Annotated in this window: 26 protein-coding genes and 1 other RNA gene; 12 read left to right on the top strand and 15 right to left on the bottom strand. The window is 37.7% G+C overall.

All coding sequences use genetic code 11. From position 1 onward, the window contains the following. Positions 1-2: 2 nt before the first annotated feature. The 5 genes from FHS59_RS21645 to FHS59_RS21625 form a co-directional block, all read right to left on the bottom strand. Positions 3-608, bottom strand: a complete 606-nt coding sequence (locus tag FHS59_RS21645) for a DUF5683 domain-containing protein (protein ID WP_394353581.1) — start codon at positions 606-608, stop codon at positions 3-5. Between the two features lie 3 nt (positions 609-611). Continuing rightward, entirely contained in the window at positions 612-1,523 is a 912-nt protein-coding gene (locus FHS59_RS21640) for a ParB/RepB/Spo0J family partition protein (protein WP_184498163.1), read from the bottom strand. 2 nt (positions 1,524-1,525) lie between these two features. Continuing rightward, positions 1,526-2,308, bottom strand: coding sequence for a ParA family protein (locus FHS59_RS21635; protein ID WP_184498161.1), 783 nt, complete (start codon positions 2,306-2,308; stop codon positions 1,526-1,528). 402 nt (positions 2,309-2,710) lie between these two features. Next, positions 2,711-4,513, bottom strand: coding sequence for a membrane protein insertase YidC (gene yidC, locus FHS59_RS21630; protein WP_184498159.1), 1,803 nt, complete (start codon positions 4,511-4,513; stop codon positions 2,711-2,713). A gap of 44 nt (positions 4,514-4,557) precedes the next feature. After that, complete coding sequence (locus FHS59_RS21625) at positions 4,558-6,177, bottom strand: CTP synthase (RefSeq protein ID WP_184498156.1); 1,620 nt, start codon at positions 6,175-6,177, stop codon at positions 4,558-4,560. A 645-nt stretch (positions 6,178-6,822) separates the two neighbouring features. On the opposite strand from FHS59_RS21625, the gene FHS59_RS21620 reads away from it, so the two are divergent. Further along, positions 6,823-7,230: a hypothetical protein gene (locus FHS59_RS21620; protein WP_184498154.1), complete on the top strand. Its 408-nt coding sequence runs from the start codon at positions 6,823-6,825 to the stop codon at positions 7,228-7,230. 53 nt (positions 7,231-7,283) lie between these two features. Here the strand turns inward: FHS59_RS21620 and FHS59_RS21615 are convergent, their stop codons facing one another. Together FHS59_RS21615 and FHS59_RS21610 are read right to left on the bottom strand one after the other, a co-directional pair. Continuing rightward, positions 7,284-7,691 carry a hypothetical protein gene (locus FHS59_RS21615; RefSeq protein WP_184498152.1) on the bottom strand — a complete coding sequence of 136 codons (408 nt, stop codon included), beginning with the start codon at positions 7,689-7,691 and terminating at the stop codon, positions 7,284-7,286. Further along, on the bottom strand, positions 7,688-8,347 hold the full coding sequence (locus FHS59_RS21610; RefSeq protein WP_184498150.1) for an RNA polymerase sigma factor: 660 nt from the start codon (positions 8,345-8,347) through the stop codon (positions 7,688-7,690). Before FHS59_RS21610 ends, FHS59_RS21615 begins: the two co-directional genes overlap by 4 nt. A 31-nt stretch (positions 8,348-8,378) precedes the next feature. Here FHS59_RS21610 and FHS59_RS21605 point away from each other — a divergent pair, with 31 nt between their 5' ends. The 4 genes from FHS59_RS21605 (at position 8,379) to FHS59_RS21590 (ending at position 11,468) form a co-directional block, all read left to right on the top strand. Next, the gene (locus FHS59_RS21605) at positions 8,379-8,714 is read left to right on the top strand and encodes a DUF6249 domain-containing protein (protein WP_184498148.1); all 336 of its coding nucleotides are present in this window, start codon (positions 8,379-8,381) and stop codon (positions 8,712-8,714) included. Positions 8,715-8,835: 121 nt separating this feature from the next. Further along, entirely contained in the window at positions 8,836-9,306 is a 471-nt protein-coding gene (locus tag FHS59_RS21600) for a hypothetical protein (RefSeq protein WP_184498146.1), read from the top strand. Further along, a complete protein-coding gene (locus tag FHS59_RS21595) occupies positions 9,303-10,751 on the top strand; it encodes a CCA tRNA nucleotidyltransferase (protein ID WP_184498144.1) in 1,449 nt (482 codons plus the stop codon). The genes FHS59_RS21600 and FHS59_RS21595 overlap by 4 nt, the downstream gene beginning before the upstream one ends. A gap of 12 nt (positions 10,752-10,763) precedes the next feature. Next, entirely contained in the window at positions 10,764-11,468 is a 705-nt protein-coding gene (locus tag FHS59_RS21590; protein WP_184498142.1) for a tetratricopeptide repeat protein, read from the top strand. A gap of 401 nt (positions 11,469-11,869) precedes the next feature. Here FHS59_RS21590 and FHS59_RS21585 read toward each other — a convergent pair whose 3' ends face one another. From FHS59_RS21585 to FHS59_RS21550, 8 genes are all read right to left on the bottom strand, one after another. Next, a complete protein-coding gene (locus tag FHS59_RS21585; protein WP_184498140.1) occupies positions 11,870-13,096 on the bottom strand; it encodes a S8 family peptidase in 1,227 nt (408 codons plus the stop codon). A gap of 159 nt (positions 13,097-13,255) precedes the next feature. Continuing rightward, positions 13,256-14,650 carry a S41 family peptidase gene (locus tag FHS59_RS21580; RefSeq protein WP_184498138.1) on the bottom strand — a complete coding sequence of 465 codons (1,395 nt, stop codon included), beginning with the start codon at positions 14,648-14,650 and terminating at the stop codon, positions 13,256-13,258. Between the two features lie 171 nt (positions 14,651-14,821). Continuing rightward, positions 14,822-15,532 carry a cell division ATP-binding protein FtsE gene (locus tag FHS59_RS21575; RefSeq protein WP_184498136.1) on the bottom strand — a complete coding sequence of 237 codons (711 nt, stop codon included), beginning with the start codon at positions 15,530-15,532 and terminating at the stop codon, positions 14,822-14,824. After that, the gene (locus FHS59_RS21570; RefSeq protein ID WP_184498130.1) at positions 15,533-15,736 is read right to left on the bottom strand and encodes a fructose-6-phosphate aldolase; all 204 of its coding nucleotides are present in this window, start codon (positions 15,734-15,736) and stop codon (positions 15,533-15,535) included. 46 nt (positions 15,737-15,782) lie between these two features. Then, positions 15,783-16,442, bottom strand: coding sequence for a fructose-6-phosphate aldolase (gene fsa, locus FHS59_RS21565; protein ID WP_184498127.1), 660 nt, complete (start codon positions 16,440-16,442; stop codon positions 15,783-15,785). 180 nt (positions 16,443-16,622) lie between these two features. Then, positions 16,623-16,709: signal recognition particle sRNA small type (ffs, locus tag FHS59_RS21560), an RNA gene on the bottom strand. 124 nt (positions 16,710-16,833) lie between these two features. After that, positions 16,834-17,061: a hypothetical protein gene (locus FHS59_RS21555; RefSeq protein ID WP_184498125.1), complete on the bottom strand. Its 228-nt coding sequence runs from the start codon at positions 17,059-17,061 to the stop codon at positions 16,834-16,836. Positions 17,062-17,079: 18 nt separating this feature from the next. Next, entirely contained in the window at positions 17,080-17,628 is a 549-nt protein-coding gene (locus tag FHS59_RS21550) for a hypothetical protein (RefSeq protein ID WP_184498123.1), read from the bottom strand. Between the two features lie 320 nt (positions 17,629-17,948). Here FHS59_RS21550 and FHS59_RS21545 point away from each other — a divergent pair, with 320 nt between their 5' ends. From FHS59_RS21545 to trpB, 7 genes are all read left to right on the top strand, one after another. Continuing rightward, the gene (locus FHS59_RS21545) at positions 17,949-19,361 is read left to right on the top strand and encodes an anthranilate synthase component I family protein (RefSeq protein ID WP_184498121.1); all 1,413 of its coding nucleotides are present in this window, start codon (positions 17,949-17,951) and stop codon (positions 19,359-19,361) included. Between the two features lie 34 nt (positions 19,362-19,395). Next, entirely contained in the window at positions 19,396-19,782 is a 387-nt protein-coding gene (locus FHS59_RS21540; RefSeq protein WP_184498119.1) for a four helix bundle protein, read from the top strand. Between the two features lie 70 nt (positions 19,783-19,852). Continuing rightward, positions 19,853-20,422 (top strand): anthranilate synthase component II, encoded by a 570-nt coding sequence (locus FHS59_RS21535; protein WP_184498117.1) that lies wholly within the window; start codon positions 19,853-19,855, stop codon positions 20,420-20,422. A 30-nt stretch (positions 20,423-20,452) separates the two neighbouring features. Then, entirely contained in the window at positions 20,453-21,463 is a 1,011-nt protein-coding gene (gene trpD, locus FHS59_RS21530; protein ID WP_184498115.1) for an anthranilate phosphoribosyltransferase, read from the top strand. A gap of 6 nt (positions 21,464-21,469) precedes the next feature. Continuing rightward, positions 21,470-22,291 (top strand): indole-3-glycerol phosphate synthase TrpC, encoded by an 822-nt coding sequence (gene trpC / locus FHS59_RS21525; RefSeq protein ID WP_184498113.1) that lies wholly within the window; start codon positions 21,470-21,472, stop codon positions 22,289-22,291. Continuing rightward, positions 22,291-22,962 (top strand): phosphoribosylanthranilate isomerase, encoded by a 672-nt coding sequence (locus tag FHS59_RS21520; protein WP_184498111.1) that lies wholly within the window; start codon positions 22,291-22,293, stop codon positions 22,960-22,962. Before trpC ends, FHS59_RS21520 begins: the two co-directional genes overlap by 1 nt. Then, complete coding sequence (trpB, locus tag FHS59_RS21515) at positions 22,949-24,127, top strand: tryptophan synthase subunit beta (RefSeq protein WP_184498109.1); 1,179 nt, start codon at positions 22,949-22,951, stop codon at positions 24,125-24,127. Before FHS59_RS21520 ends, trpB begins: the two co-directional genes overlap by 14 nt. Positions 24,128-24,135 lie beyond the last annotated feature (8 nt).

Genomic DNA, 24,135 nt, shown 5'->3' with positions numbered 1-24,135 from the left:
TCTTAAAATTTGAGTTTTAAAGATACTCCCATGGAATTGTTATTTGCAGAAAAACGCTCGAAATGTGGCTCAATTCCCAAAGCCAAATCGTCACTTACATCAAAGCCTGAAAGATGTGCGTCTACATTGGCATCAATAAGATTCAGCGCATAAATACCTGCAATAAGTAGATAGCATAAATCCCGATTTCTTCTCCAATAATCAACATTTCTTACAAGTGCCTCTCTATTTAGATTTGGAAAATCATTTGAAATCCCATCATCAAAATCAAATAATGCTTGTCTGAATACCTGATATCGTCGATTATTGAACTTGATGAAATAGACATCTGTCATAATCCCGGCATAAATTAAAGGTACTTTCCAAGCTTTGTTGTTGTAAACCTGACCGGCTCCAGGCAAAATTGCAGAGAGCAAAGTGGCCTTTCTCGGGTCTTTCGGCAAATTAGAATAATCCGGCTTTACTTTTTTTTCAGACGCAGGCCTTTTCTCTACTTCAGCTTGTTGCGCAAAGGTGGAATAATTTAGAAATAAGCACAAAACCAAAAGTCCCATGAAGTTCCACGGGGCTTTAAAAGTTAGAGATTTATGAAAATTTAAGGTTTTCAAAGGTTAAATGATTTCCAGAATTTCCAGAATTCTATTTAAATCTGAGGTGGAGGTAAAAGGGATTTTTATCTCACCTTTATTCTTATTGTTTGATTTCAGCGAAACTTTTGTACCAAAATGAGAAGCAAGTCTCTGTTGGATTTTGCTGATTTCATATTTCTTGACAGGGTCTAATTCTGGCTTGGAGGGTTTTTCCGGTGTTCCTTCATTTAAGGCCTTCACAAGAGCCTCTACTTTCCTGACACTCAATTCTTCCTCTACGGCTTTCTTGAAAATCGCAAGTTGCTTGTCTACATCTTCAATGTTGATCAAAGCTCTGGCATGACCCATTGATATTTGCTGATCACGGATTGCTGCCTGAATCGTAGGAGGGAGTTTTAATAAGCGTAAATAGTTATTGACAGTGGTTCTGTTTTTGCCGACTCGATCACCTAACTGCTCTTGTTTTAAGTCACATTCCGCCAACAATCTTTGGTAAGAATGGGCAATCTCCAGAGCATTTAAGTTTTCTCTTTGGATATTTTCTATCAAAGCCATTTCCAACATCTGCTGGTCATTGGCAGTTCTGACATAGGCTGGGATTTGAGTAAGTCCGGCAAGTTTAGATGCCTGAAATCTTCTTTCCCCAGAGATCAGTTGGTATTCGTTTGCGTCAAGTTTTCTGACAGTGATCGGCTGAATGATACCTTGCACTTTGATGGATTCTGCCAATTCACCAAGAGCATCTTTGTCAAAATGTACCCTTGGCTGAAATGGATTAACCTGAATTTCTTCCAAAGGAATTTCAAAAATCCCAGTCTTTACCACTTCAGGTAAAATGTCTTCGTTTTTATGTTTTGCAGGACTATCTTCCAACAAAGCTCCTAGACCTCTTCCAAGTGCACTTTTTTTTCTATTAGGCTTATTGTCTGACATAATTAACTGTTCACTTTTTGAAGACCATTCTTCTGAGCGATCTCACTGGCTAAATTCAAATAGGCAACTGCACCTTTGCCATCGGCATCAAAAGCAATGGCCGGCAATCCAAACGAAGGGGCCTCACTTAAACGTACATTTCGAGGGATAATTGTTTCGAAAACCATGTTCTTAAAATGGATTCTGACTTCTTCCACCACTTGATTGGAAAGACGAAGACGTACATCGTACATGGTCAATAAAATTCCCTCAATTTCAAGGTCAGGATTTAATCTTGTTTGAATAATCTTGATGGTATTCAGCAATTTCCCTAATCCTTCCAATGCAAAATATTCGCATTGAACAGGAATGATGACGGAATTTGCTGCTGTCAAAGCATTGATCGTTATCAGTCCCAAGGAAGGAGAACAATCAATGATAATGAAATCGTATTGATTCTTGAGGTTTGAAATCACACCTCTCATTTTTTCTTCCCTATTGTCAAGGTTGATCATTTCAACCTCAGCACCGACTAAGTCGATATGAGAAGGTACTAAATCCAAATATTCTAATTCAGTTTTAAGAATGATTTCGTTGATGTCGATTTCATCCACCATGCATTCATAAATACTCGTATTGATAGACTTTGGATCATGCCCTAATCCTGAAGTGGTATTGGCCTGAGGATCAGCGTCGATCACCAAAGTTTTGAATTCCAGAACAGCAAGGCTGGCAGCGAGATTCATCGCTGTTGTGGTTTTTCCCACTCCGCCTTTTTGATTGGCAATGGCAATGATTTTTCCCATGTTATTTATTTCTCGGGTATTTGAATACCAATATTAAGCAAATTCAATTCTTTTCTGGCTTGTGTGAATGGTTTTTTTGAAAGCTGAAATGAATTGATTTTTCTATTCAGTAATTTCATTCCTTACACACGATACTAGGAAAGTTGTCATAATTCTTTCACAAATGCATCATTAAGATACGTTATTTCGCTTAAGTGTTGTTTAAACTCTATACAAGAAAAAGCAGAAGCCGAAATGCAAATTTAATTCCCAATTTATGCATTGAATTCCTGACAGCTTAAGTCAGAAATTGTTTTTGAGTCTTTCGCTCATTTTTAATTCATTCTTCTTTTTTCAAGAGATTAATCTAGCCGTCTTTAATGGTCATAGAAAAATTAAGGGAGCAAATGAGCTCCCTTAATTTTATTTCTTTTTATTTGATTCAGCTGCTTTCATTGCATCTTCCAACTTTTGCTGAAATTTCGATTTCTTTTTATTGACATTTTTAGCTTTGCTTTCCTCCACTTTTGCTCTGATTTTAGAATCATCTACAAAAAGCTTGATCAAGGCTTGCTGGCCAAAAGTGACCATGTTAGAAACGAAGTAATAGAAACTCAATCCAGCAGGGTAGGAGTTCAATACAAACATGAACATCACTGGCATAATGTATCCCAGGTTTTTCATTGGTCCCTGAGCAGTCGTCAGCTGATTGTTAAAATGAGTATAAATCAATTGAGATACTGTCATCAACAGGGTGAACAAACTGACATGTGATCCATAGAACGGAATGGTAAATGGCAGGTTGATGAACGTGTCATAGGTGGATAAATCCGTAGCCCAAAGAAATGATTCTTGTCTAAGCTGAATAGCATTCGGGAAGAAGAAGAACATGGCAAACAAGAATGGCATTTGTAATACCATCGGCAAACAACCGGAAATAGGACTAACCCCTAACTGGCCGAAAAGCTTCATCTGCTCTTGCTGCATTTTGGTAGGATCATCTCCGTATTTCTCCTTCAATTCATCAATTTCTGGTTTGATCACTCTCATTTTGGCCATGCCTATATAGGACTTATAAGTCAAAGGAGACAGCGCCAATTTGATGATCAATACAATCAAAATGATGATTACACCATAATTGCTGAAGTACTTCTCTAGGAAAGCAAAAAGGTTGACAATAATGTATTTGTTGACCCAGCTTACGAAAACGTAACCCATGTCTACATTTTTCTCAAAACCTTCTGTTACTTTTTTCAGAGTTTTGTAATTGTCAGGGCCGAAATAGTAAGTGTAGTTTGCACCTCCATCATTTAAAGGAATGTTTAAAGATGCCTCCATCATTTTTACGATGGTGCTATCTTCAGGAGTGCTTTGAGCCAAGCTCACATTTTGGAAAGAATCTTCCGCAATGATACCTGCTGTAAAGAATCTCTGGCTGAATCCGATCCATTTTACAGGTTCGGCTACTTGCTCTTGTTCCAAATCATCTCCTACACCTAAGTTCTCATAAGAACCTGAACTCAGGTAATAATTGATTTCCGTTTTTCTTCTAGATTCTGGAAGGTCTTTTTCTTGAGCTTTTACATTGTCAGCCCAAGTTAAATGGATAGTATTTCCGGTAAAAAAACCAGGAAACCTATCGATTTTCAAAGACTTTTGTACTTGATAGGTACCGTCTTTCAAGGTATAAGTCTGGGTGATTTGACCTTGATCCGTAGCTGCAACGAAAGTAAGAATATGGGAGGTTATGCCCTCTTCATCTTGCTCAGTGGTTAATTTCGGAGTAAAATATAGATCGTTTAAAGAGATCAGACCCATTCTACTTTCAATGCTATAATCCATTTTTGAATTTTCAGCATCGATTAGCAAGAGAGGCTCTTTTTGCCAAGTTTTAAACTCTTTTAAATTAACCTCTTCTACACTTGCGCCTTTTGAAGAAATTTTAACTTGAATCAGATCGTTTTCCAAAATGACTGCTTCTTCATCTCCAGATACTAAACTCGCTAATTCACCATATTTAGAAGCATTAGCGGCTGAAACCAAAGAGTCACTCACTTCGGCAACCTCATTTTGTAAAACGGGTTGTTGTTCCTGAACACTAGATTCAGTTTGAGCTGGAGCTTGTGTTTCCTCTGCCGGAATTTCTGGGCTACTCGCAAAGAAAAAAGAGTAGACCAAAATAACTGCGGCAAAAAGGATTAAGCCTGTCGCTTGATTTTTGTCCATAATTAAAGGATAGAAGTGGGATTACATCCCAGAAATAAATGATGTTATTTTATTTTCTTATTGTCGATTGCCGCCTGGATGAATTTCACAAATAGCGGCTGAGGATTCAGTACAGTACTTTTGTATTCTGGATGGAATTGTACGCCAACAAACCATGGATGGTTTTTGATTTCTACAATTTCCACTAAGCCAGTGTCTGGATTTTTTCCAGTGGCAATCATACCGTTTGCTTCGATTTCAGAAAGGTATTCATTGTTGAATTCATAGCGATGACGATGTCTTTCCTGAATTTTGACTTTGCCATAAGCACCAAAGGATTTACTTCCTTTTTTCAGGTCACAAGCATAAGAGCCTAATCGCATAGTACCTCCCATCTGATCAATTTGTTTTTGCTCTTCCATCAAAGCGATAACAGGATTTGGAGTATTAGGATCCATTTCCGTACTGTTTGCTTTTGGATGATTTAAAACATTTCGAGCAAATTCAATGACTGCTACCTGCATACCTAGACAGATACCGAAGAAAGGTATCTTGTTTTCTCGAGCATATCTTACGGTTTCGATTTTGCCTTCAAAACCTCTTTCTCCAAAGCCCGGCGCAACCAAAATACCATCTAATTCCTCCAGCTTTTCTTCATAATTTCCTGAATTGATTTCTTCAGAAGACATCAACTTCAAGTTTACTTTACACTCTATTGAAGCACCCGCATGAGTAAATGATTCAATAATGGATTTATAGGAATCCGGAAGGGAAACATATTTTCCAATCAATCCGATGGTCACTTCCTGGGTTGGGTTCTTTAGCTTTCCTAAGAAGTCTTTCCAGTTTTCAAGATCAGTATTTTCTTTGGAAGTAAGTTTCAACTTAGTCATCACGCGCTCATCCAACTTCTCTTTCTTCATCAAAAGAGGTACGTCGTAAATGGAGTCCGCATCCATTGCTTCGATGACAGAATTAAGCTGAACGTTACAGAATAAAGCCAACTTCTTCTTTACGTCATTAGGAAGGTGATGCTCTGTTCTACAAACAAGGATATCTGGTTGGATACCGGCTTCAAGTAATTGCTTAACAGAGTGTTGCGTTGGTTTTGTTTTTAATTCTTTAGCAGCTTTTAGATAAGGTATCAGCGTTAAATGGATTACCAGAAAGTTATTCTGGCCAAGATCCCATTTTGCTTGTCTTACTGCTTCAATAAAAGGAAGTGATTCGATGTCGCCTACACAGCCGCCTATTTCAGTGATGACTACATCATATTTTCCATCTTCACCCAGTTTGTAGAAATTGGATTTGATTTCGTCAGTAATGTGTGGAATGACCTGAACAGTCTTTCCTAAGAATTCACCTTTTCTCTCTTTAGTGATGACATTATTGTAAATCCTTCCTGTCGTCACATTATTGTTTTGGGAAGTGGTGATGTTTAGAAATCTCTCGTAATGACCTAAGTCCAAATCGGTTTCTGCACCATCATCAGTCACATAACATTCCCCGTGCTCGTAAGGATTAAGTGTCCCTGGGTCGATGTTAAGGTAGGGGTCGAATTTCTGGATGGTTACTTTAAATCCTCTGGACTGAAGCAATTTGCCCAATGAGGCAGCAATGATGCCTTTTCCGAGAGAGGAGGTAACCCCTCCTGTGATAAATATGTATTTTGTTGTTGATCCCATAAGAATGGAGGCAGGATGATTTTTGGATGAATTCTTATGGGGCTCAAAATTACGGAAATTTCCCGATTAAGGGGCTTTTATCCGTTTGATTTTTCTCATTTTTGCTAATTATCCATTTTTTGGCCTCCAGTATTCCTTGGACTCAGTTAATTAAATAATAAGAAAATGCGCAGTGATTTTTAGTCAACAGTTCAATTTAAAAGTCAATAATTCTCTGGTTAACCCGTTTAAAAATTGTTTTGATCAATCCAAAATTGTACTTGAAAAGTTGTTCTCAATTTGATTAAGAAAATTGATGCAGGGAGTTCAAAGCAAAACATAAATTTGTATTTCTCTTTCTATTAAATTCCAATTTGCATTTTTGTCTTTTATAGATTGACCTCTCTAAATGATTGCTTCGAAATTATTAATTATTTAAAGTTAACCTTAATACATTTTTCACGTATGCTTGTTGATGCACATACTACAGAGAGATTAAAGAATCTACTTCAATTGGATTATAATTAACTAATCTGTGATTTAACCTAGTTATAGTATTTATCAATAAATAATAAATGTCTAAAATATTAACATACAGTTTTTAGTATTTATTGAATTATATATATTGCAAGTGCTTTTTATAAAAACAAATAAACTATTCTAATTATGAAAGAATTAATTAAAGAATCCATCAATGACTTAAAGAAAAGTGATGGGTTTGTATATGTGACAGCAGATGGAAGCAAAATTGATTTACATGAAGCTGCTGCAAAAGGTATTCCTGTGACTCCGGTTAATCCGAAAGATGAGGTTATTAAAAAACTGGAAGCTGCAGGTCTTCACCTAACGGATAGTAAATTTGTTAATGATCTTAATGAATTGATTTCAATGATCAGTGGCTCTGGATCAAGCAAGGGAAAGTCTGGAAAAAGAAGAAGCTTTTCTGATTCAGAAAAAAGTAAAATTGTAGAAGAATGGGCTAAAGTTGAAGCCACTGGTAAAAAGACCAAAGCTGCTTTTGCAAGAGAGATTGGCGTAGGTTACCAGACTTTCATCAATTGGCTTCGAGGTTAAACCTTAATAATTCAATCATAAAAAAAAGGCAGCTTATCGGCTGCCTTTTCTTTTTATGAAACTTTCAATCTTTTTGACTGATAGATTATCCATGGGATCATCAATAAACTAAATGCCAATAAGGCCAAATTAAAAATTGGGCCTAAGTGGATGACAGGTAATTTTATTTTAGGTAGTTGGAAATCTAATTTAGTTAATGTGCTGTTGCCGATTTGATCGAAAAGCGATAAGGAATTTTCGTTTTCTGGAATTAATATTAATGTTAGGACAGCTATTGTTAGTATGCCTGCCAAGATTGCTTTTATTACTAAAGGTGATAAGATCGGTTGATAAGCGATTCTCTTATTTGCTTCGATCTTTGAAAGTATCTTTAAATGAAAGTCATTTGCAGGACTTTCACTTCCTACTTCTGAGAATAATTTTCTCATAAGCAAATCTTCATGCTCAAGTTGATTTTTCATATCAAGTTTGTTAATTCTTTCTTTGAAATCTTTTGTAAGCTAGAAAGCATATTTTTTCTTCCTCTATGCAAAAGTATTTTAATATGAGACTCAGTAAGCTCTGTAATTTGTTCTATTTCCTTGATGCTTTGTTCTTCAAGATAGAATAAAGTTAAAACTGCTGATTCTGTTGGCTTTAACTGATCCATTGCTTTCTTTATCAACAATTTTCTTTCTTCAAGATGGATCATTTCAAGACCATTTACAAAGTCTGAGGCCATCACATGGGATTCATTCATGTCAAGGATATCTATAAGCTCTGCTTTGCTTTTCCTAAGCCTACCCAGTGATTCATTATAAATTATCTTAAACAGCCATGTTGTAAACTTTGATTTTCCTTCAAAAGTTGCCAAAGCTGCATAAACTTTCATAAAAGCATCTTGCGTTGCCTCTTCAGCTTCTTCCTGATTTTTCAGAATGCGGTAACTTAGGGTAAATGCATATTTTTCATGCTTTTGGATCAATTGTCCAAACGCATGCATATCACCCGCTAAGGTTTTTTCAATATAGTGGTGGTCTTCTTTAAACTGCATTCTACCCTTTGATGCATTTCCTTTGAAAGAAGTTACAAAATATTTTTCTACAATTTTTGTAACCTTTTGTATTGGCTTTTGCATCAAAGAAGAAAAACCTCAAACAATAGAAATTATGGACTCTACTACAGTACTCGTAAACCTGATTATTTTCTCTACGCTTTTCGGGATTATCTATATGTACCTTACCAGTCGGAATAAAGAAAGACTTGCATTGATCGAAAAAGGAGCGGATGCAACGGTATTTAACACGGGTAAGAAATTCAGTTTTGGAGAAGTGATATTAAACATCGCATTGTTGGCGATTGGGATAGGCTGTGGTGTTTTGGTAGGAGCGATGCTTGAACAAGCAGGTTTGGCCAGTGAAGTAGCATTTACTTCCTCCATATTTATCTTCGGTGGCCTAGGATTATTGGTGAGTATTTTTGTCAATAGAAAGCTTGCCAATTAAGATCTTTCAATCAATTTGTTGCCTTTCGAAAACCTCCTCTAGCCAGGAGGTTTTTTTGTTTGTGACCTATCGAAAGGGATGCTCTCAATAATCTGATTATTTTTGTGTCAAAAAAAAGACCTTGAATCATCCTCAGTTTCTAAAATCGTTTAAAAAAGACGGAATTCTCACTTTACAGGAAGGCAACGGAAATGTCTTAACATTGATGTCTCCTTCTTCGTGGAAACCTGAAGACGGAAATGATTGGATATACTTATTATTCGATCTATTTCAGATCAGAACTTTGTGTGTCCCTTTTTCGGAAGTTTCTTTGGATATAGTCGAGTTTGCCTCTAAGCCTACCATTTACAGTAGTGAGCCAAATCAGATTTTGCAGGCAGGACCTCAGGAGAATGGCCTGATCCGGTTTTCGTTAATTAGGGAGCCTAACTGGAATAAATTACTTTTTCAAATTTCGCAGCCGACCTTGGTGAAGCTTGATTCCAAATCAAAGCCTGAGGATAAAACAGAAGTCTATTTTCCGCTGCTCAGCCCAAGCACAAAAGAGCTTTACCTGGGTGCTGAAGGTGAAGTAAAAATCTTGAAAGGATGAATTTTAAATCACATCTAGACGAAAATGAAGTTTTTGGAAGAGTCGCCAAAGCAGCTGAAAAGCTGAATTTGGAGGCTTACGTGGTAGGAGGGTATGTCAGAGATTTGATATTGAAAAGAGATGTCAAATCCAAAGACATTGATTTTACTTGCGTTGGAAGTGGGATAGAACTGGCCAAGGAAGTTGCAGCTGGATTTGATTTTCATGTACCATTGTCTGTGTTTAAGAATTTTGGCACGGCAATGTTGAAATTAGATGATTGGGAATTGGAATTTGTCGGAGCAAGAAAGGAATCTTACCGATCAGAATCCCGAAAACCAATTGTTGAGGATGGTTCATTGCAAGAGGATTTGGAAAGAAGAGATTTTACCATCAATGCGATGGCAATTTCTTTAAATAAGGAAAATTATGGAGATCTTCTTGATCCTTTTGATGGGATGAAAGACATCAAACGTAAGATCATTAGAACTCCGCTAGAACCAAACGTTACTTTTTCGGATGATCCACTTCGGATGATGCGTGCGGTTCGTTTTGCTTCCCAATTGGATTTCGATATTGATGCAGATACATTTTATGCGCTTTCTGAAAATGCGAAACGGTTAAAGATTATTTCCGGCGAAAGGATCATTGATGAGTTGAATAAAATTCTATCCGTACCAAAACCCTCTTATGGGTTTAAGCTCTTGTTTGCTTCTAAGTTGCTACATGAGTTTTTTCCTGAGATGGTAGATCTTCAAGGAGTTGATTCTGTAGATGACAAATCTCATAAAGATAATTTCTATCATACGCTCCAAGTAGTCGATAATGTATCTCAAATGAGCGATGATCTTTGGTTGAGATGGGCTGCAGTATTGCATGATATCGCAAAGCCTGCTACCAAGAGGTTTAATTCGAAAGTGGGATGGACTTTCCATGGGCATGAAGACAAAGGTGCAAAAATGACCCCTGGGATTTTCAGAAGGCTAAAGCTACCTATGGATGAGCGGATGAAGTTTGTTCAGAAACTGGTAAGACTGCATCTGAGACCCATTGCACTGGTAAAAGACGAAGTAACTGATTCTGCTTTGAGAAGATTGCTTTTTGATGCAGGAGATGATATTGATTCGTTAATGAAGCTTTGCCGTGCAGATGTCACTTCAAAAAACAATAAACGTGTCAAGAGGTATCTGGAAAACTTTGATAAAGTAGAACAGAAACTATTAGAAGTAGAAGAAAAAGACCAGGTTAGAAATTTCCAACCACCTGTATCAGGAGAGGAAATCATGGAAACATTCGGTCTTTCACCATCAAAAATCGTAGGAGAGATAAAAGAAGAAATTAAAGAAGCTATATTGGAGGGCAAAATTCAAAATAAGCCCGAAAAGGCCAGAGAGTTGATGTTTGAAATAGCCCGAACTAAAGGGTTGTCTCCTGTCAATGATCTACCAAAATCATCATCAAAATAAATTAATCGAAAAATGAAGCGCGTATTATTCATGCTGCTCCTGGTCATTTGTGCCAGCCCTATTATTGCCCAAACCACAGATTCGATCCCAAGGTTGGATCCAAAAACAAGAAAGGTTTTAAATTCTCAAGATCAGGCAGCCTACCAATTAGGTCTGAGGTATGCTGATCCAATCGTAGCAAAAACAAAGCTCTATGAGCTAATGGTGAGAAATCCTGAGGATTTGAGGTACCCTGAATTGCTTGCAGGTTTATATTTTGAAAACAATCAATACACTTCTGCAGCTTTAGTGGCTATGGATATTTTATCTGTCAACGATAAAAGTGTTGGGGCTTTGGAAATTGCTGCTTATTCATTGGAACAAGTGGGAGCATTAGATCGAGCTTTACCACACTTTGAGAGTCTATATCTATTGACAGGAGACAATTTCAGTCTTTATAAGTCAGGCTTTATTCAGTATTCTTTAAAGAGATACGATGAGGCGATGAATTCAGCGAATATGCTGATTAAAAATGCGAAAGCTGAAGAGAAGATTGGGTTTAATACTACAGAAGGAGTAACCCAAGAGATCAGCATGAAAGCAGCAGCTTTGAACTTGAAAGGAATGATTTATTTGGATCAAGGATCAAAACCTGAGGCAAAGACAGCCTTCGAAGAAGCGATTCAATTGGATTCCAATTATGAGTTAGCAAAGGAAAACTTGAAAAAAGCTCAATAAGGAATTCTACAAAAAAATAAGAAACCGGTGAAAGCCGGTTTTTTTTATGCCTTAGAATCAAACAAAGAAAAGATAGTAAGCTAAGGAAGTCGTAACCAGCGAGATTGTAAGACTTATAAGAAGGATTTTTGAGTAATTAGTACTGATGCTTTTCGATTGATGGCCTTGACTAAGGACGGTTTTATAGGGTTTTATCACTTCTTGAATCAGTGCCAAGCACCCCAGAAAATACACTGTCAAAATGAGAAGTAAACTTGCGGCTAGTTCCATGAGATCTTCTTTTTTCACAAATTTATTGACCTCTTGTACTTAATTGTTATTGAAATAAAAACTTAACAATTTGATAATGAGTAAAAAAATAGCGGTTCATATAGAACCGCTTAGTTAAAGCTTTAAAATATTTATCTAATTGCAACTTGATCGATGTTTCCGTCAGGATCACCAACGACAGCTCCTCCATTTCTAGGATTTCCCCATATTAAGAGTCCACAAACATGAGGCGATGCCATTGACGTACCACTATAAGAGGCGTACCCTCCTGGAACAGTAGAAAGAACCCCTACGCCTGGTGCAGCAAAGTCAATTGGTGGGTTTCCATAATTGGAGAAGGATGCATAAACATCATTGCTATTAACAGCTGATACTGTATAAATATTTGTTCCATCAGCTCTAGCTGGAGAATGGTTGTCAGCGTCATCTGATTCGTTTCCTGCTGCAAGGGCAACCTTCACTCCGCTAGCACCTAAAGCTATGACTGCATCATCTAAAGCCTGAGAAACAGGTCCGCCTAAACTCATATTTGCGACATCACCATTTCCTGCATTTCCTGCTACAAAATTCACTCCTGCAATTACTCCTGAATAGGATCCTGAACCTCTTGAGTTTAAAACTTTAACAGGTACAACTGTAGCCCCAGCAGCAACTCCTATAACTCCAAAACCATTGTCAATAGCTCCTATAGTTCCTGCCACATGCGTGCCATGGCCGTTTCCATCTTTGGATAAGTCAGAATCTTTTCCTGAATTAAAAGCATTGAAGCCGGCTGAAACACTTACGTTTAAATCCGGATGGCTTGCATCAATTCCAGAATCTATGATGTAGGCTTTTTTAGATCCTGTATAAGTATCACCACCGCCAACTCTGAGGATTCCATATGGTATTTGTTGTGAAGCTGAACCACCACCACCTCCTCCTCCTGGACCTTTTCCTGGAGGAGGGGCCAATGCGATCACTCGATCTGACTCAACTGATTTGATAGATGGGTCTTTGGCAAGTATTTCTGCTTGATCTTCTGTCAGATTCACAGAGAAACCTTCAATTGTGCTTCCATATACATAGCCTAGATTTTCTTCAGCGATTCTGTATTTAGCAAGCAATTCATTTCCTGTTTTTCTCATTGCAGCCTGAACCGCAACATAAGACATGTCTTTCCGGAAATTTAAACCAGTTGAATGCAATGTAACAATGTATTGTCCTGGGATGATATCACCATTTTGATATCCGATGAATTCCACTGCATCAGGAGACAGCGGGCTCTCTTCTTGAGGCTGACAAGCAAATGTCATAACCCCTAAAGCTAAACCAGCAAAAAGAGCTGGTTTTCTCCAAAGTTTGTTTTGTTTACTCATAAAGTTGATTGGTTAATGATTGGTTGAAATACTACCTGATCGGTAAATATTTTGTATAAAGGTTTTAAAATGTCAAAATATTTTAAAACAAAACCAATTTATTTGGGAGGAAAAAAGTAGAAAAAAAAATGGCCTCAATTTCTTGAGGCCAAAATGCATTTATTTAATTATCTGTTGTTCAATCATTACTCCAGATCGAATTTTTCTATCCAAAGTACTTCCTATATCCTTTCTGTCCAATGTTTTAAATCTTCCGGAAGAAGGAGTTCCTGTAATCTGTTCGAGTGCTGTTCTTAATAAAAGTTCTGTCACATCTCCTAATGGTCTCAACCTTTCAGAAGATTCCTTTTTGGAAATATTTGGAACAAATCCAGTAGTGTAGTCTGATTGATCCAAACTATTGAAACTTTGGCTGACTATAGGTAAAATTCCATATGGGTTTTCTTCGTTTTCTGTATCTTCAAATGGAATGGACCCTACATTTTTACCATAGGTTACATCCCCGATCAACACTACATCCATATAGGGCTTTAAACCATTGATAATGAGTTCTGAGGCTGAAGCAGTCCTACTTGAAGTTAAAATATAAACCTTGTTTCCTTCCAATATAGGACCAAGATTTTGAGTTTTTGCCTTGAATCCTGTCTTCACATCTCTCAATTCAGGGATTTCCTGCATTAAGAAGCTATTGTACTTTGTTTTGGAGAAAATGTCTGCTGTAGTTACTGAAGGCGCAATCAAGCTTGCCAGGTTTATCGCTGATGAAACGTAACCTCCACCATTGTATCTGAAATCAAGAATCAAATGATTGATATTTTCTGATTTGAATTTGGCGAAAATCTCATCTGTCTGATCGTCGTATGTTGTAGTAGATCCACCCGGTCCTGGCGCAAAAAAGTTGTACATAAAATACCCTATTTTTTGACCATCAATTGTATAGACAGTATCAATGAAATTAGGATTTTCTGAAAGCTGAACAGTTTCTAAAGTAATTGGAGGTTGCTGCTCATAGACCTGACTTGTTGGATTTAAGCTTAGATACGTTACAGAATGCTGTGATTCTATCTCACTTAAAAGATCTCTATAATTTTCTGTTGTAATTCTTGTACTATTGATATGAGTGATTATATCTCCTCTTACCAGTCCAGCACTTTCAGCGGGACTTCCTTTTTTCACATAAGAAATCTCAGCAATCACATTCGTACTGCCTTGGCTTTCCAGGTAAAGTTGGAATTCATACCCGGCTTCCAGCGTAATCCCATTCAGATTGTTGATTAACTCTTGGTAATCCGGATAAATTACCGAAAATCTATCCGTTGGCCTGTTTAACAAGGCTTCAAAATAATCTTCAGGATCAGAATCATCTGCAATAGGTGTCCCTAGATCATCTAACCAATAATAGACTTCATCCATTACGTCCAAAATCCAATTGTTAATAGCAATTTCTGAACTTGGCTCAACAATTGGATCCGTGTCATCTTTGTCCTTACAACTCCAACCAAATACAATCAATGACAGGAGTAGGGTTGTTTTTAGTAGTTTGGTTGATTTCATGTGTATTTATTGATTTAAATTGATCTTCCTGAATGCTATTCTTAGGAACCTTCCAAAGTAATTAATATTTCAATTTTGAAAGTTTTTTAGCGGGTAAGATTTTGTTTAAATTTTTAAAGGGCTCTATATGAACGAAATATGTTCTAAGTTGTTTGAACCGATTAAAGATTTTCAATAGCTCGATCCAAAGGAAACGTCATGGGTTTTGCTATCGAGTAATTTCCCGTTTTCACATTTTAACACTCTATAAGGGTACTTACGAAGTAACTCATGGTTATGGGTTGCCATCAATATGGAAGTTCCTTTTTTATTGATTTCCTGAAATAATTTGAAAATCCCATCAGCCACATCTGGATCCAAATTTCCTGTCGGTTCATCCGCTAATAAAATCGAAGGTTCATTTAAGAGCGCCCTTGCGATTACCACACGCTGCTGCTCTCCACCGGAAAGTTGATGAGGCATTTTACTTGCTGCATTATTTAATCCTACAAGTAAAAGAACTTCCGCCATTCTTGCTTTTATTTTGGTAGAATCTTTCCAACCTGTCGCTTTCATGACAAAAATGAGATTTTCTGCCACTGTACGATCGTTAAAAAGTTGGAAGTCCTGGAAGATGATTCCAATCTTTCTCCTCAAAAATGGAATTTCTTTGGTTTTGATTTTAGTGAGGTCGAAACCAGCGATCTCAACCATTCCACTTTTTAATTCCAGATCTGCATAGAGCGTTTTGAGAAGCGAACTTTTGCCACTTCCTGTTCTACCGATGAGAAAAACGAATTCATGTTGCTCCACAGAGAAATCAACATCAGTAAGAATAGGGTCTATTCCTTGGAAAATGGTGGCTTGGCTTACCTGTAAAACAGGTTCGGTACTAAAATCCATTTAAAGATCTAATTTTTGTAATTTACCAAAAGGCAGACCTAGAATCAATGATTCTAATTCTTCTTCTTTTCCTTCCAGACCAAATTTTTCGATGTTTTTCAGAGGTCTATCTGCACGGAAATATGCGACCAAAACGAAATTTTCATCTCGGATCTGGATGTAATCTGGAATTTTAGCTTTGCCTTTTACTTTTATGATATACATAGGGGGAAATTAAAAAAAAGACCGACAAAAGTCGGCCTTCTTCAGTTTATTTTCCTGCCGCTTTCGCATGATCAGCCAGAAATTGTGCCAATCCTGAATCGGTCAGTGGGTGTTTCAATAATCCGGTAATAACTTTCAATGGGCAAGTGACTACGTCAGCGCCAATCTCAGCACATTTAATCAAATGCATAGTATGTCTCACGGATGCAGCCAATACTTCTGTATCATATCCGTAAGTTTGATAGATGTGTACAATCTGCTCGATAAGCTGAAGGCCATCGTAAGAGATGTCGTCTAGTCTACCGATGAATGGCGACAAGTAAGAAGCGCCAGCTTTTGCTGCCAAAATTGCTTGACCAGCAGAGAATACCAATGTACAATTGGTTCTGATGCCTTCGCTATGGAAATATTTGATCGCTTTGACACCATCTTTGATCATTGGGATTTTCACAACGATTTTGTCGTCGATTTTTGCAAGCTCTTTTCCTTCTTTGATCATTCCATCAAAGTCAGTAGAAATCACTTCTGCACTTACCTTGTCGTCTACGATATCGCAAATGGCTTTATAATGTGCTCTTACGTTACTGTCTCCGCTGATACCTTCTTTTGCCATCAATGATGGATTTGTGGTAACTCCGTCCAATACGCCCAAATCATACGCTTCTCTGATTTCATCCAGATTAGCGGTGTCGATAAAGAATTTCATGTTTGATTTATTAAAATAGGTGTGAATTTGATTTTCTGCTCCATAAACTCCCATTCTGAAGAGAAAGGTATACAAAGGCAGAAATCCAAGGTTAAATAGATTTAAATGCCTAGCAAAGTTAGAAGATAAATCAAGATTAAGAACTGGAATTAAGATGCCTTCACAAAAAATTGGGCAAAAAAAGAAGCGGCATCGCACCGCTACAACCGCCTACCCTTGCTTCCTTCCGGACCTGGGGGATTCAGCAGGAGCTGGTCGTGCCGCTAGGCCACAAAGGTAAGGAGAAAATGATCCTTTACAATATTACAAAGCTATTTTCCTTTAGAAATAGGTTTTGATGCTGACTGTGAGGTAGATTAATTTGAGATTTATGATTTGAAATTTCAAATTATTAGGTTTTCGCTAGGTGAAGTTGGAATTCTAAAGGACTGCAGGTTTTAAATTCATCCACTTCCAGATCTTCGAAAATCTCTTCATCAAACTCCATCTCTGTTCTTTCTACTTTTCCATCAGGATGAAGAATCAATTCGATTCCAGTATAATCATCTGGATTAACTTGAACCAATACTTGGTAATCATCAAAGACTCTTTTGAAATACTGTGATATTGCTTTTGCCATGCTTAGTTTTTTCCAAAGTTACTTATTTGTGCTGACAGGGTAATAGGTTGAATACAATACTACAACATCAGAAGGAGGGCTTTGGGTGACTTTTATCCGTTCAAAAACATAGAAAGCTTGTGCTAAAAAATCATTTTCATTAAACGGAGTCACAGCAGAGATCGCGTGGTTTTCAACTTTAAAGATGGTTCCATAGGGGCCAATAATTTCATATCCATTGGCAATCTTATTTCTCTTTATTTTAAAAACTTCTCCGTCCACAAATTCAAAACGGGCATTTCCCCAGAAATAACTTCCTCTTCCCCTGGCTACTTCAAGCTTGGTTTTGTTATCTACAATCCGTGCTTTTTTGAGGTTTTCGGTATCTCTATCAAAAAAAAGATGGAATTCTCTGCCTTCATAATCCAAGTCAGCATAGCGATACCCCTGATCAATTTCCATGGTTGCATTGGTGCCTTGATCAGATTCGAAACTTACGTGATATGTTGGAGTATTCCATTCTGCTTTTTTCTGTGCAAAAGTGCCTGTAGCAATTAGGAATGCAATGATCGTAAATAGTTTTTTCATCGGGTTTGTTGCTTTTCAGGTATTACACGATAAGTAGATCTTTTTAGTTTGGTGGATTTCAGCGGGATAGAAAGGTTAAGGGTGAAAATGAAAATTGATTTTTTTTGAAAAAAAAATGATTCGATGCTTTGACCTTAATTATCCCTTTCTAAATTTGTCCGAAACTTATGAAAACAATAGCAGCAAAATACTGGTGGTGGCATCTGAATTCTTTCCAAGGGAAAGCTCAGAAAGCCCGTGCCTAAATATTGTTGCACGAAATAGATAGGCTTGCTGGATTTCCCAGTAAGCCTTTTTTTATGATCAAAATTTAATAACTAATGTCCAAGTCAAATTTTCAAATTGTCACCTCATACCGAAAAAGGTTGGCGGATACGATTACTCCAGTAAGTATTTACCTGCAGGTCAGAGACAGATTTGTCAACCCGATTTTATTGGAAAGTTCCGATTACCATGGACAGGAAAACAGCTATTCCTATATCTGCTTTAACCCATTAGCGACATTTAGTTTCAACGCCGGAAAAGTAGTTGAGCAGTTGCCTAATGGTGATTCGGTGACATATAATGTTTCCAGTGATCAGAAATTGATGGATAGTTTAAGGGCATTTGGAAATAAATTTTCCCATGAACCCAATCAATTTAAATTCAGTACAAATGGACTTTTTGGCTATATCCAATATGATTCTGTAGCCTATTTTGAAGATATCAATCTGAATAATACCAAAAGCAGTGAAGTTCCGATGCTTCAATATTCAGTTTATCAAAACATCATTGTGGTGGATCATTATAAAAATGAACTACACATGTTTGAGCATCAGGTAGAAGGTGTAGAGTCGGAAAATCAAATGGATGAAATTGAGATTCTTCTTAATAATAAAAATATCCCGAGTTATTCTTTTAAAAGAATTGGGGAGGAGACTTCCAATTATTCAGATGAGGAATTTCTGAAGATTCTTAACCAAGGAAGAGAACACTGTTTTAAAGGGGATGTATTCCAAATAGTCCTTTCCAGAAGGTTTAAAACTGAGTTTAAAGGCGATGAGTTTAATGTGTATCGCGCATTGCGATCAGTGAATCCATCTCCGTATTTATTCTACTTTGATTATGGCTCATTCAAAGTTTTTGGAAGTTCGCCTGAGGCACAAATTGTTGTGAAAAATAAAAAGGCCACTATTTATCCTATTGCAGGTACTTTTAGAAGAACGGGAAATGATCAGGAAGATGCGGTTTTGGCCCGTAAACTTTACGATGATCCCAAAGAAAATTCAGAGCATGTGATGTTGGTGGATTTGGCAAGAAATGACCTTTCCAGATCTTCTGTCCATGTAAACGTGGAGGTATTTAAAGAAATCCAATATTACTCTCATGTGATCCACCTTGTGTCAAAAGTTACTGGTGAATTACAACCTGGAGCTAACCCCCTTCAACTGGTTGCAGATACATTCCCGGCAGGAACTCTTTCTGGTGCGCCGAAATATAGAGCGATGGAATTGATTGATGAGCTCGAAAATACCTCAAGAGAATTTTATGGTGGAGCTATCGGGTATTTAGGGTTTAATGGAGATTTCAACCATGCCATTTTGATTCGATCCTTTGTATCAGAAAATAATCAACTGAGGTTCCAAGCTGGAGCAGGAGTTGTCGCCAAATCTTCTATTCCATCTGAGTTGCAGGAAGTTTCCAATAAACTGGAAGCACTGAGAGTAGCCTTAAGAGCTGCGGAAGCTATATAATTTAAAAATTGAAAAGTTTAAAAATTGGAAAATTATGGCAAAAGTTGAGCGGTTTGAAGATCTAAAAGTTTGGAAGGATGCTATCGAAATTGGCTTGAAAATTTATGAATTAGTTGAAACTAATCTCTTGGCAAAAGATTACCGAGCTAAAGATCAATTGATAGGTGCAGCAATTTCAATATCTAACAATATAGCTGAGGGGTTTGAATACAATAGCAATAGACAGTTTATTAAGTACTTAGCGATAGCAAAAGGTTCTGCAGGTGAATTGAGAAGCCAATTGTTTTTAACATATGGTTCAAATAAAATCTCCAAGCAAGATTACGAGTCTTTGTATATCGAACTGATTCAGATATCCAGTGAACTAAAAGGGTTTATTACCTATTTAAAGGAATTTGAAAAAAAGAAAAAGAAAGAATGAAGCAAATTTTGAAATTTTTCAATTTTCCAACCTTTCAATTACACAACCTTTTAAAAGTAAAATAAAAAAGATGAAAATCTTAGTCCTAGATAATTACGATTCCTTTACCTACAACCTTGTCTATATCGTGAGACAATTGGGATACGGAGATCAGATGGATATTTTCCGGAATGATAAAATAAGTTTAGAGGAAGTAGCAAATTATGATAAAATCCTGCTTTCTCCGGGACCAGGTGTTCCTGAGGATGCTGGTATCATGCCGGAATTGATTAAAAAATATGCCGCTGACAAGTCCATTTTAGGAGTTTGCCTAGGTCATCAAGCAATTGGAGAAGCCTTCGGGGGAAGTCTGATCAATCTTTCAGAGGTTTTACATGGTGTGGCATCCGTTGTCAGAGTAGATCGAGACTTGCTTTTTAAAGAGGTTCCAGATACATTTAATATCGGTAGATACCATTCTTGGGTTATTGACGAATCCACCCTTTCGTCTGACCTAGAGGTAATTGCTAGAACTCCCGACAACCAAATCATGGGAGTTAAACATAAATCATTCGATGTAAGAGGGCTTCAGTTTCACCCGGAAAGTATTCTTACAGAAAATGGAGTTCAAATCATTCGCAACTGGCTGGAGAATGTGTAGCCATTCGTAAACCCTTAATCCAACCCAATCATGAAAGAAATAATAAATCACCTGATTGCTCATAAAACTCTAAGCAAAGAAGAAGCAAAGGAAGTGTTGAAAAATCTTGCCTCTGGCAATTACAATACAAGTCAGATCGCTGCATTTATGACAGTTTATCTGATGAGAAGTATTACTGTAGAAGAGTTGTCTGGATTTAGAGAGGCAATGTTGGAGCTTTGTGTGCCTGTAGAAATAGAGGAATACGATGCCATGGATCTTTGTGGAACAGGCGGAGATGGGAAAGATACTTTCAATATTTCCACTTTATCCTCATTTATTGTGGCAGGAGCTGGGCAGAATGTAGCCAAGCATGGCAATAGTGGGGTTTCATCCATTTGCGGTTCCTCTAATCTTCTTGCCTATTTCGGGTATGAATTCACAAGCGATATCGATAAAATAAGAAGAAGTCTGGATGATGTCGGGATTTGTTTCCTTCACGCTCCATTGTTTCACCCAGCCATGAAAAATGTAGCACCGATCAGAAAAGAACTAGGGGTGAAAACCTTTTTTAATATGCTCGGTCCGATGGTAAACCCAAGTTTTCCAAACAAACAATTGGTAGGGGTGTTCAGCCTCGAGCTTGCTAGACTTTATGGATATCTCTATCAAAATATGGAGGGAAGATTTTCCATCCTTCATGCTTTGGACGGGTATGATGAAATCTCCTTGACAGGGCCATTTAAGATGATTTCCAACCATGGAGAGCGAGTGTTGACTCCTGAGAATATTGGATTATCAACTTTAAAAGCAGAGTCAATCTTAGGTGGTGAAACGATTGAAGAGTCAGCAAAGATTTTCGAGAATATTCTGAAAGGAAAAGGTACCAAAAGCCAAAATCAAGTGGTGTTAGCCAATTCTGCAGCAGCTTTGGTTACTGCTCAGGAAGGAATGACTTTCCCTGATGCTATTGCAAAAGCTGAAGAGGTTTTACTTTCCGGCAAAGCATTGGACGTGTTCGAAGGTCTGGTTAATCCTAAAACAACTGTTTCTTTAGCTTAAAATCACATGAATATATTAGATAAAATTATCGCTCAAAAGCATATTGAAGTTGCTGAAAAGAGCAGTTTGGTACCTGTGAAGCTTTTGGAAAAGAGCATCTTTTTTGAAGGAAAAGTAGTGTCCATGAAAAGATATGTGACTGATCCAGAAAAATCAGGTATCATTTCAGAATTCAAGAGAAAGTCTCCTTCCAAAGGAATGATCAATGGTGCTGCATCGGTAGAAAGCGTAAGTATTGGTTACATGCAAGCTGGAGCCTCGGCTTTATCCATTTTGACGGACAAGGATTTCTTTGGAGGTTCCAACGAGGACTTGAAAACTGCTCGAAAATTCAATTATTGCCCAATTCTCCGTAAGGATTTTATCGTGGATGAATACCAAATTTTGGAGGCTAAATCCATCGGTGCTGATTGTATTCTATTGATTGCAGCCGCTTTGGAACCTGCTAGATTGAAAGAGCTTGCTGCATTTGCCAAAAGTATTGGATTGGAGGTTTTGATGGAAGTTCATGACGGTGAAGAACTGGATCGTAGCCTTTGTGATGATTTGGATTTGGTAGGAGTAAACAACCGAAATCTGAAAACCTTTGATGTTTCTCTGGATACCTCTATGGAACTCGTAGACAGAATTCCTTCTTCTTTTTTGAAAATCTCCGAGAGTGGGATTTCAAAGCCAGAGACATTGGTTTCACTAAAAAAAGCTGGATTTGATGGATTCTTAATAGGAGAGAATTTCATGAAGTCCTCCCGCCCAGAGCAGGCAGCTTATACATTTATTAAAGAGTATCGAAAACTTCTTGCCAAGGAAACTGCTTTAGATAAAGCCTGATGAAAATTAAAGTTTGTGGAATGCGAGAGCCGGAAAATATTCGGGCTTTGGAAGTAGAAATCAAACCAGATTGGATGGGTTTGATCTTTTATGAGAAATCCCCACGCTTTGTTTCTAAGGATAGAGTAAGTGAATTGAAGAATGTGGCATTGCCAAAAGTCGGCGTATTTGTCAATGAATCATTGGAGTTTATACTTTCGAAAATCGATGAGTTTAATCTTGCAGCGGTACAACTTCATGGAAGTGAAAGTCCTACTTTCGTCAGAGAACTTAAACTGAAAAGCAATAAAAAACTTTGGAAAGTTGTCTCTGTGGGAGATAGCATTGATTGGGAAAGTTTGAGAGATTATGTGGGCTTGGTAGAGTGTTTTTTATTTGATACGGCCACAAAAAATCACGGGGGTTCAGGGAAGAAATTCAACTGGGAAATTTTAAAAAGTTACCCCTTTGAAGTTCCATTTATTCTAAGTGGAGGATTGGATGAGGATTCTGTAGAAGAACTGATTCGACTTGAAAAAGAGATGCCTCAATTGAAGGGAATAGATTTGAATTCAAAGTTTGAAGATGCTCCCGGATTAAAAAATATTGAAAAACTGAAGAGTTTTAAAAACAGGTTGCTCGAGAAGGAATTACCGGCAACAGAAAAAACAACAAGAGATGATCAAAGTTGATGAAAAGGGTTTTTATGGCAAGTTTGGAGGGGCTTATATCCCCGAAATGTTGCACCCAAATGTCGAGGAACTGAGAGAAAACTACGAAGCAATCATGGCTTCGAAGGAATTTCAGGATGAGTTCAGAGGATTGTTGAAAGACTATGTAGGCAGACCAACTCCTTTGTATTTTGCTTCTAGACTTTCCGAAAAGTATGGAGCTAAAGTTTACTTGAAACGCGAGGATCTTTGCCATACTGGAGCACATAAAGTAAACAACACCATTGGACAGATTATTTTGGCAAAGAAGCTGGGTAAAAAGCGGATTATTGCTGAAACTGGTGCTGGGCAACATGGTGTAGCAACTGCTACAGTTTGTGCATTGATGGGAATGGAATGTACGGTGTACATGGGGGAAATTGATATTGCTCGTCAGCATCCTAATGTAGAGCGGATGAAGATTCTGGGAGCAACAGTTGTTCCGGCAACTTCGGGTTCCAAAACGCTAAAAGATGCAACTAACGAGGCCATGCGTGCATGGATCAATAATCCAGTGGATACTCATTATATCATTGGTTCTGTGGTTGGTCCACATCCTTACCCGGAAATGGTGGCTAGATTTCAGTCCGTGATATCGGAGGAGATCAAATGGCAGCTAAAAGAAAAAGAAGGGAGAGAAAATCCAGATATCGTGATTGCCTGTGTGGGCGGAGGTTCGAATGCTGCTGGAGCATTTTATCATTATTATAATACTCCTGAAGTGCGATTAGTGGCTGCTGAAGCTGGAGGATTAGGAGTGAATTCAGGGAAAACTGCCGCGACCACAGCAAAAGGAACTCCCGGGATTTTGCATGGTTCAAAAACGATTTTGATGCAAACAGAAGATGGGCAAGTAGTAGAGCCGCATTCTATTTCTGCAGGTTTGGATTATCCTGGAATCGGACCGGTTCATGCTCATTTGTTTGATGTGGGAAGAGGAGAATTTGTCGCAGTAGAGGATAAAGATGCAATGGCTGCAGGAGTGGAGTTAAGTAAGTTGGAAGGGATTATCCCAGCCATCGAATCTGCACATGCTTTGTACGCATTGAACTTGATCGAATATTCCAAAGATGATATCATAGTGGTGAATCTTTCCGGTCGAGGAGACAAAGATCTGGAGACTTATATTAAATGGGGTAAATATTAAAGTCAGAT

Source organism: Algoriphagus iocasae (assembly GCF_014206875.1).
Lineage (GTDB): Bacteria > Bacteroidota > Bacteroidia > Cytophagales > Cyclobacteriaceae > Algoriphagus > Algoriphagus iocasae.
Note: the sequence above shows the minus strand (reverse complement) of the source record. Positions and strands in the feature narration are given on the sequence as shown.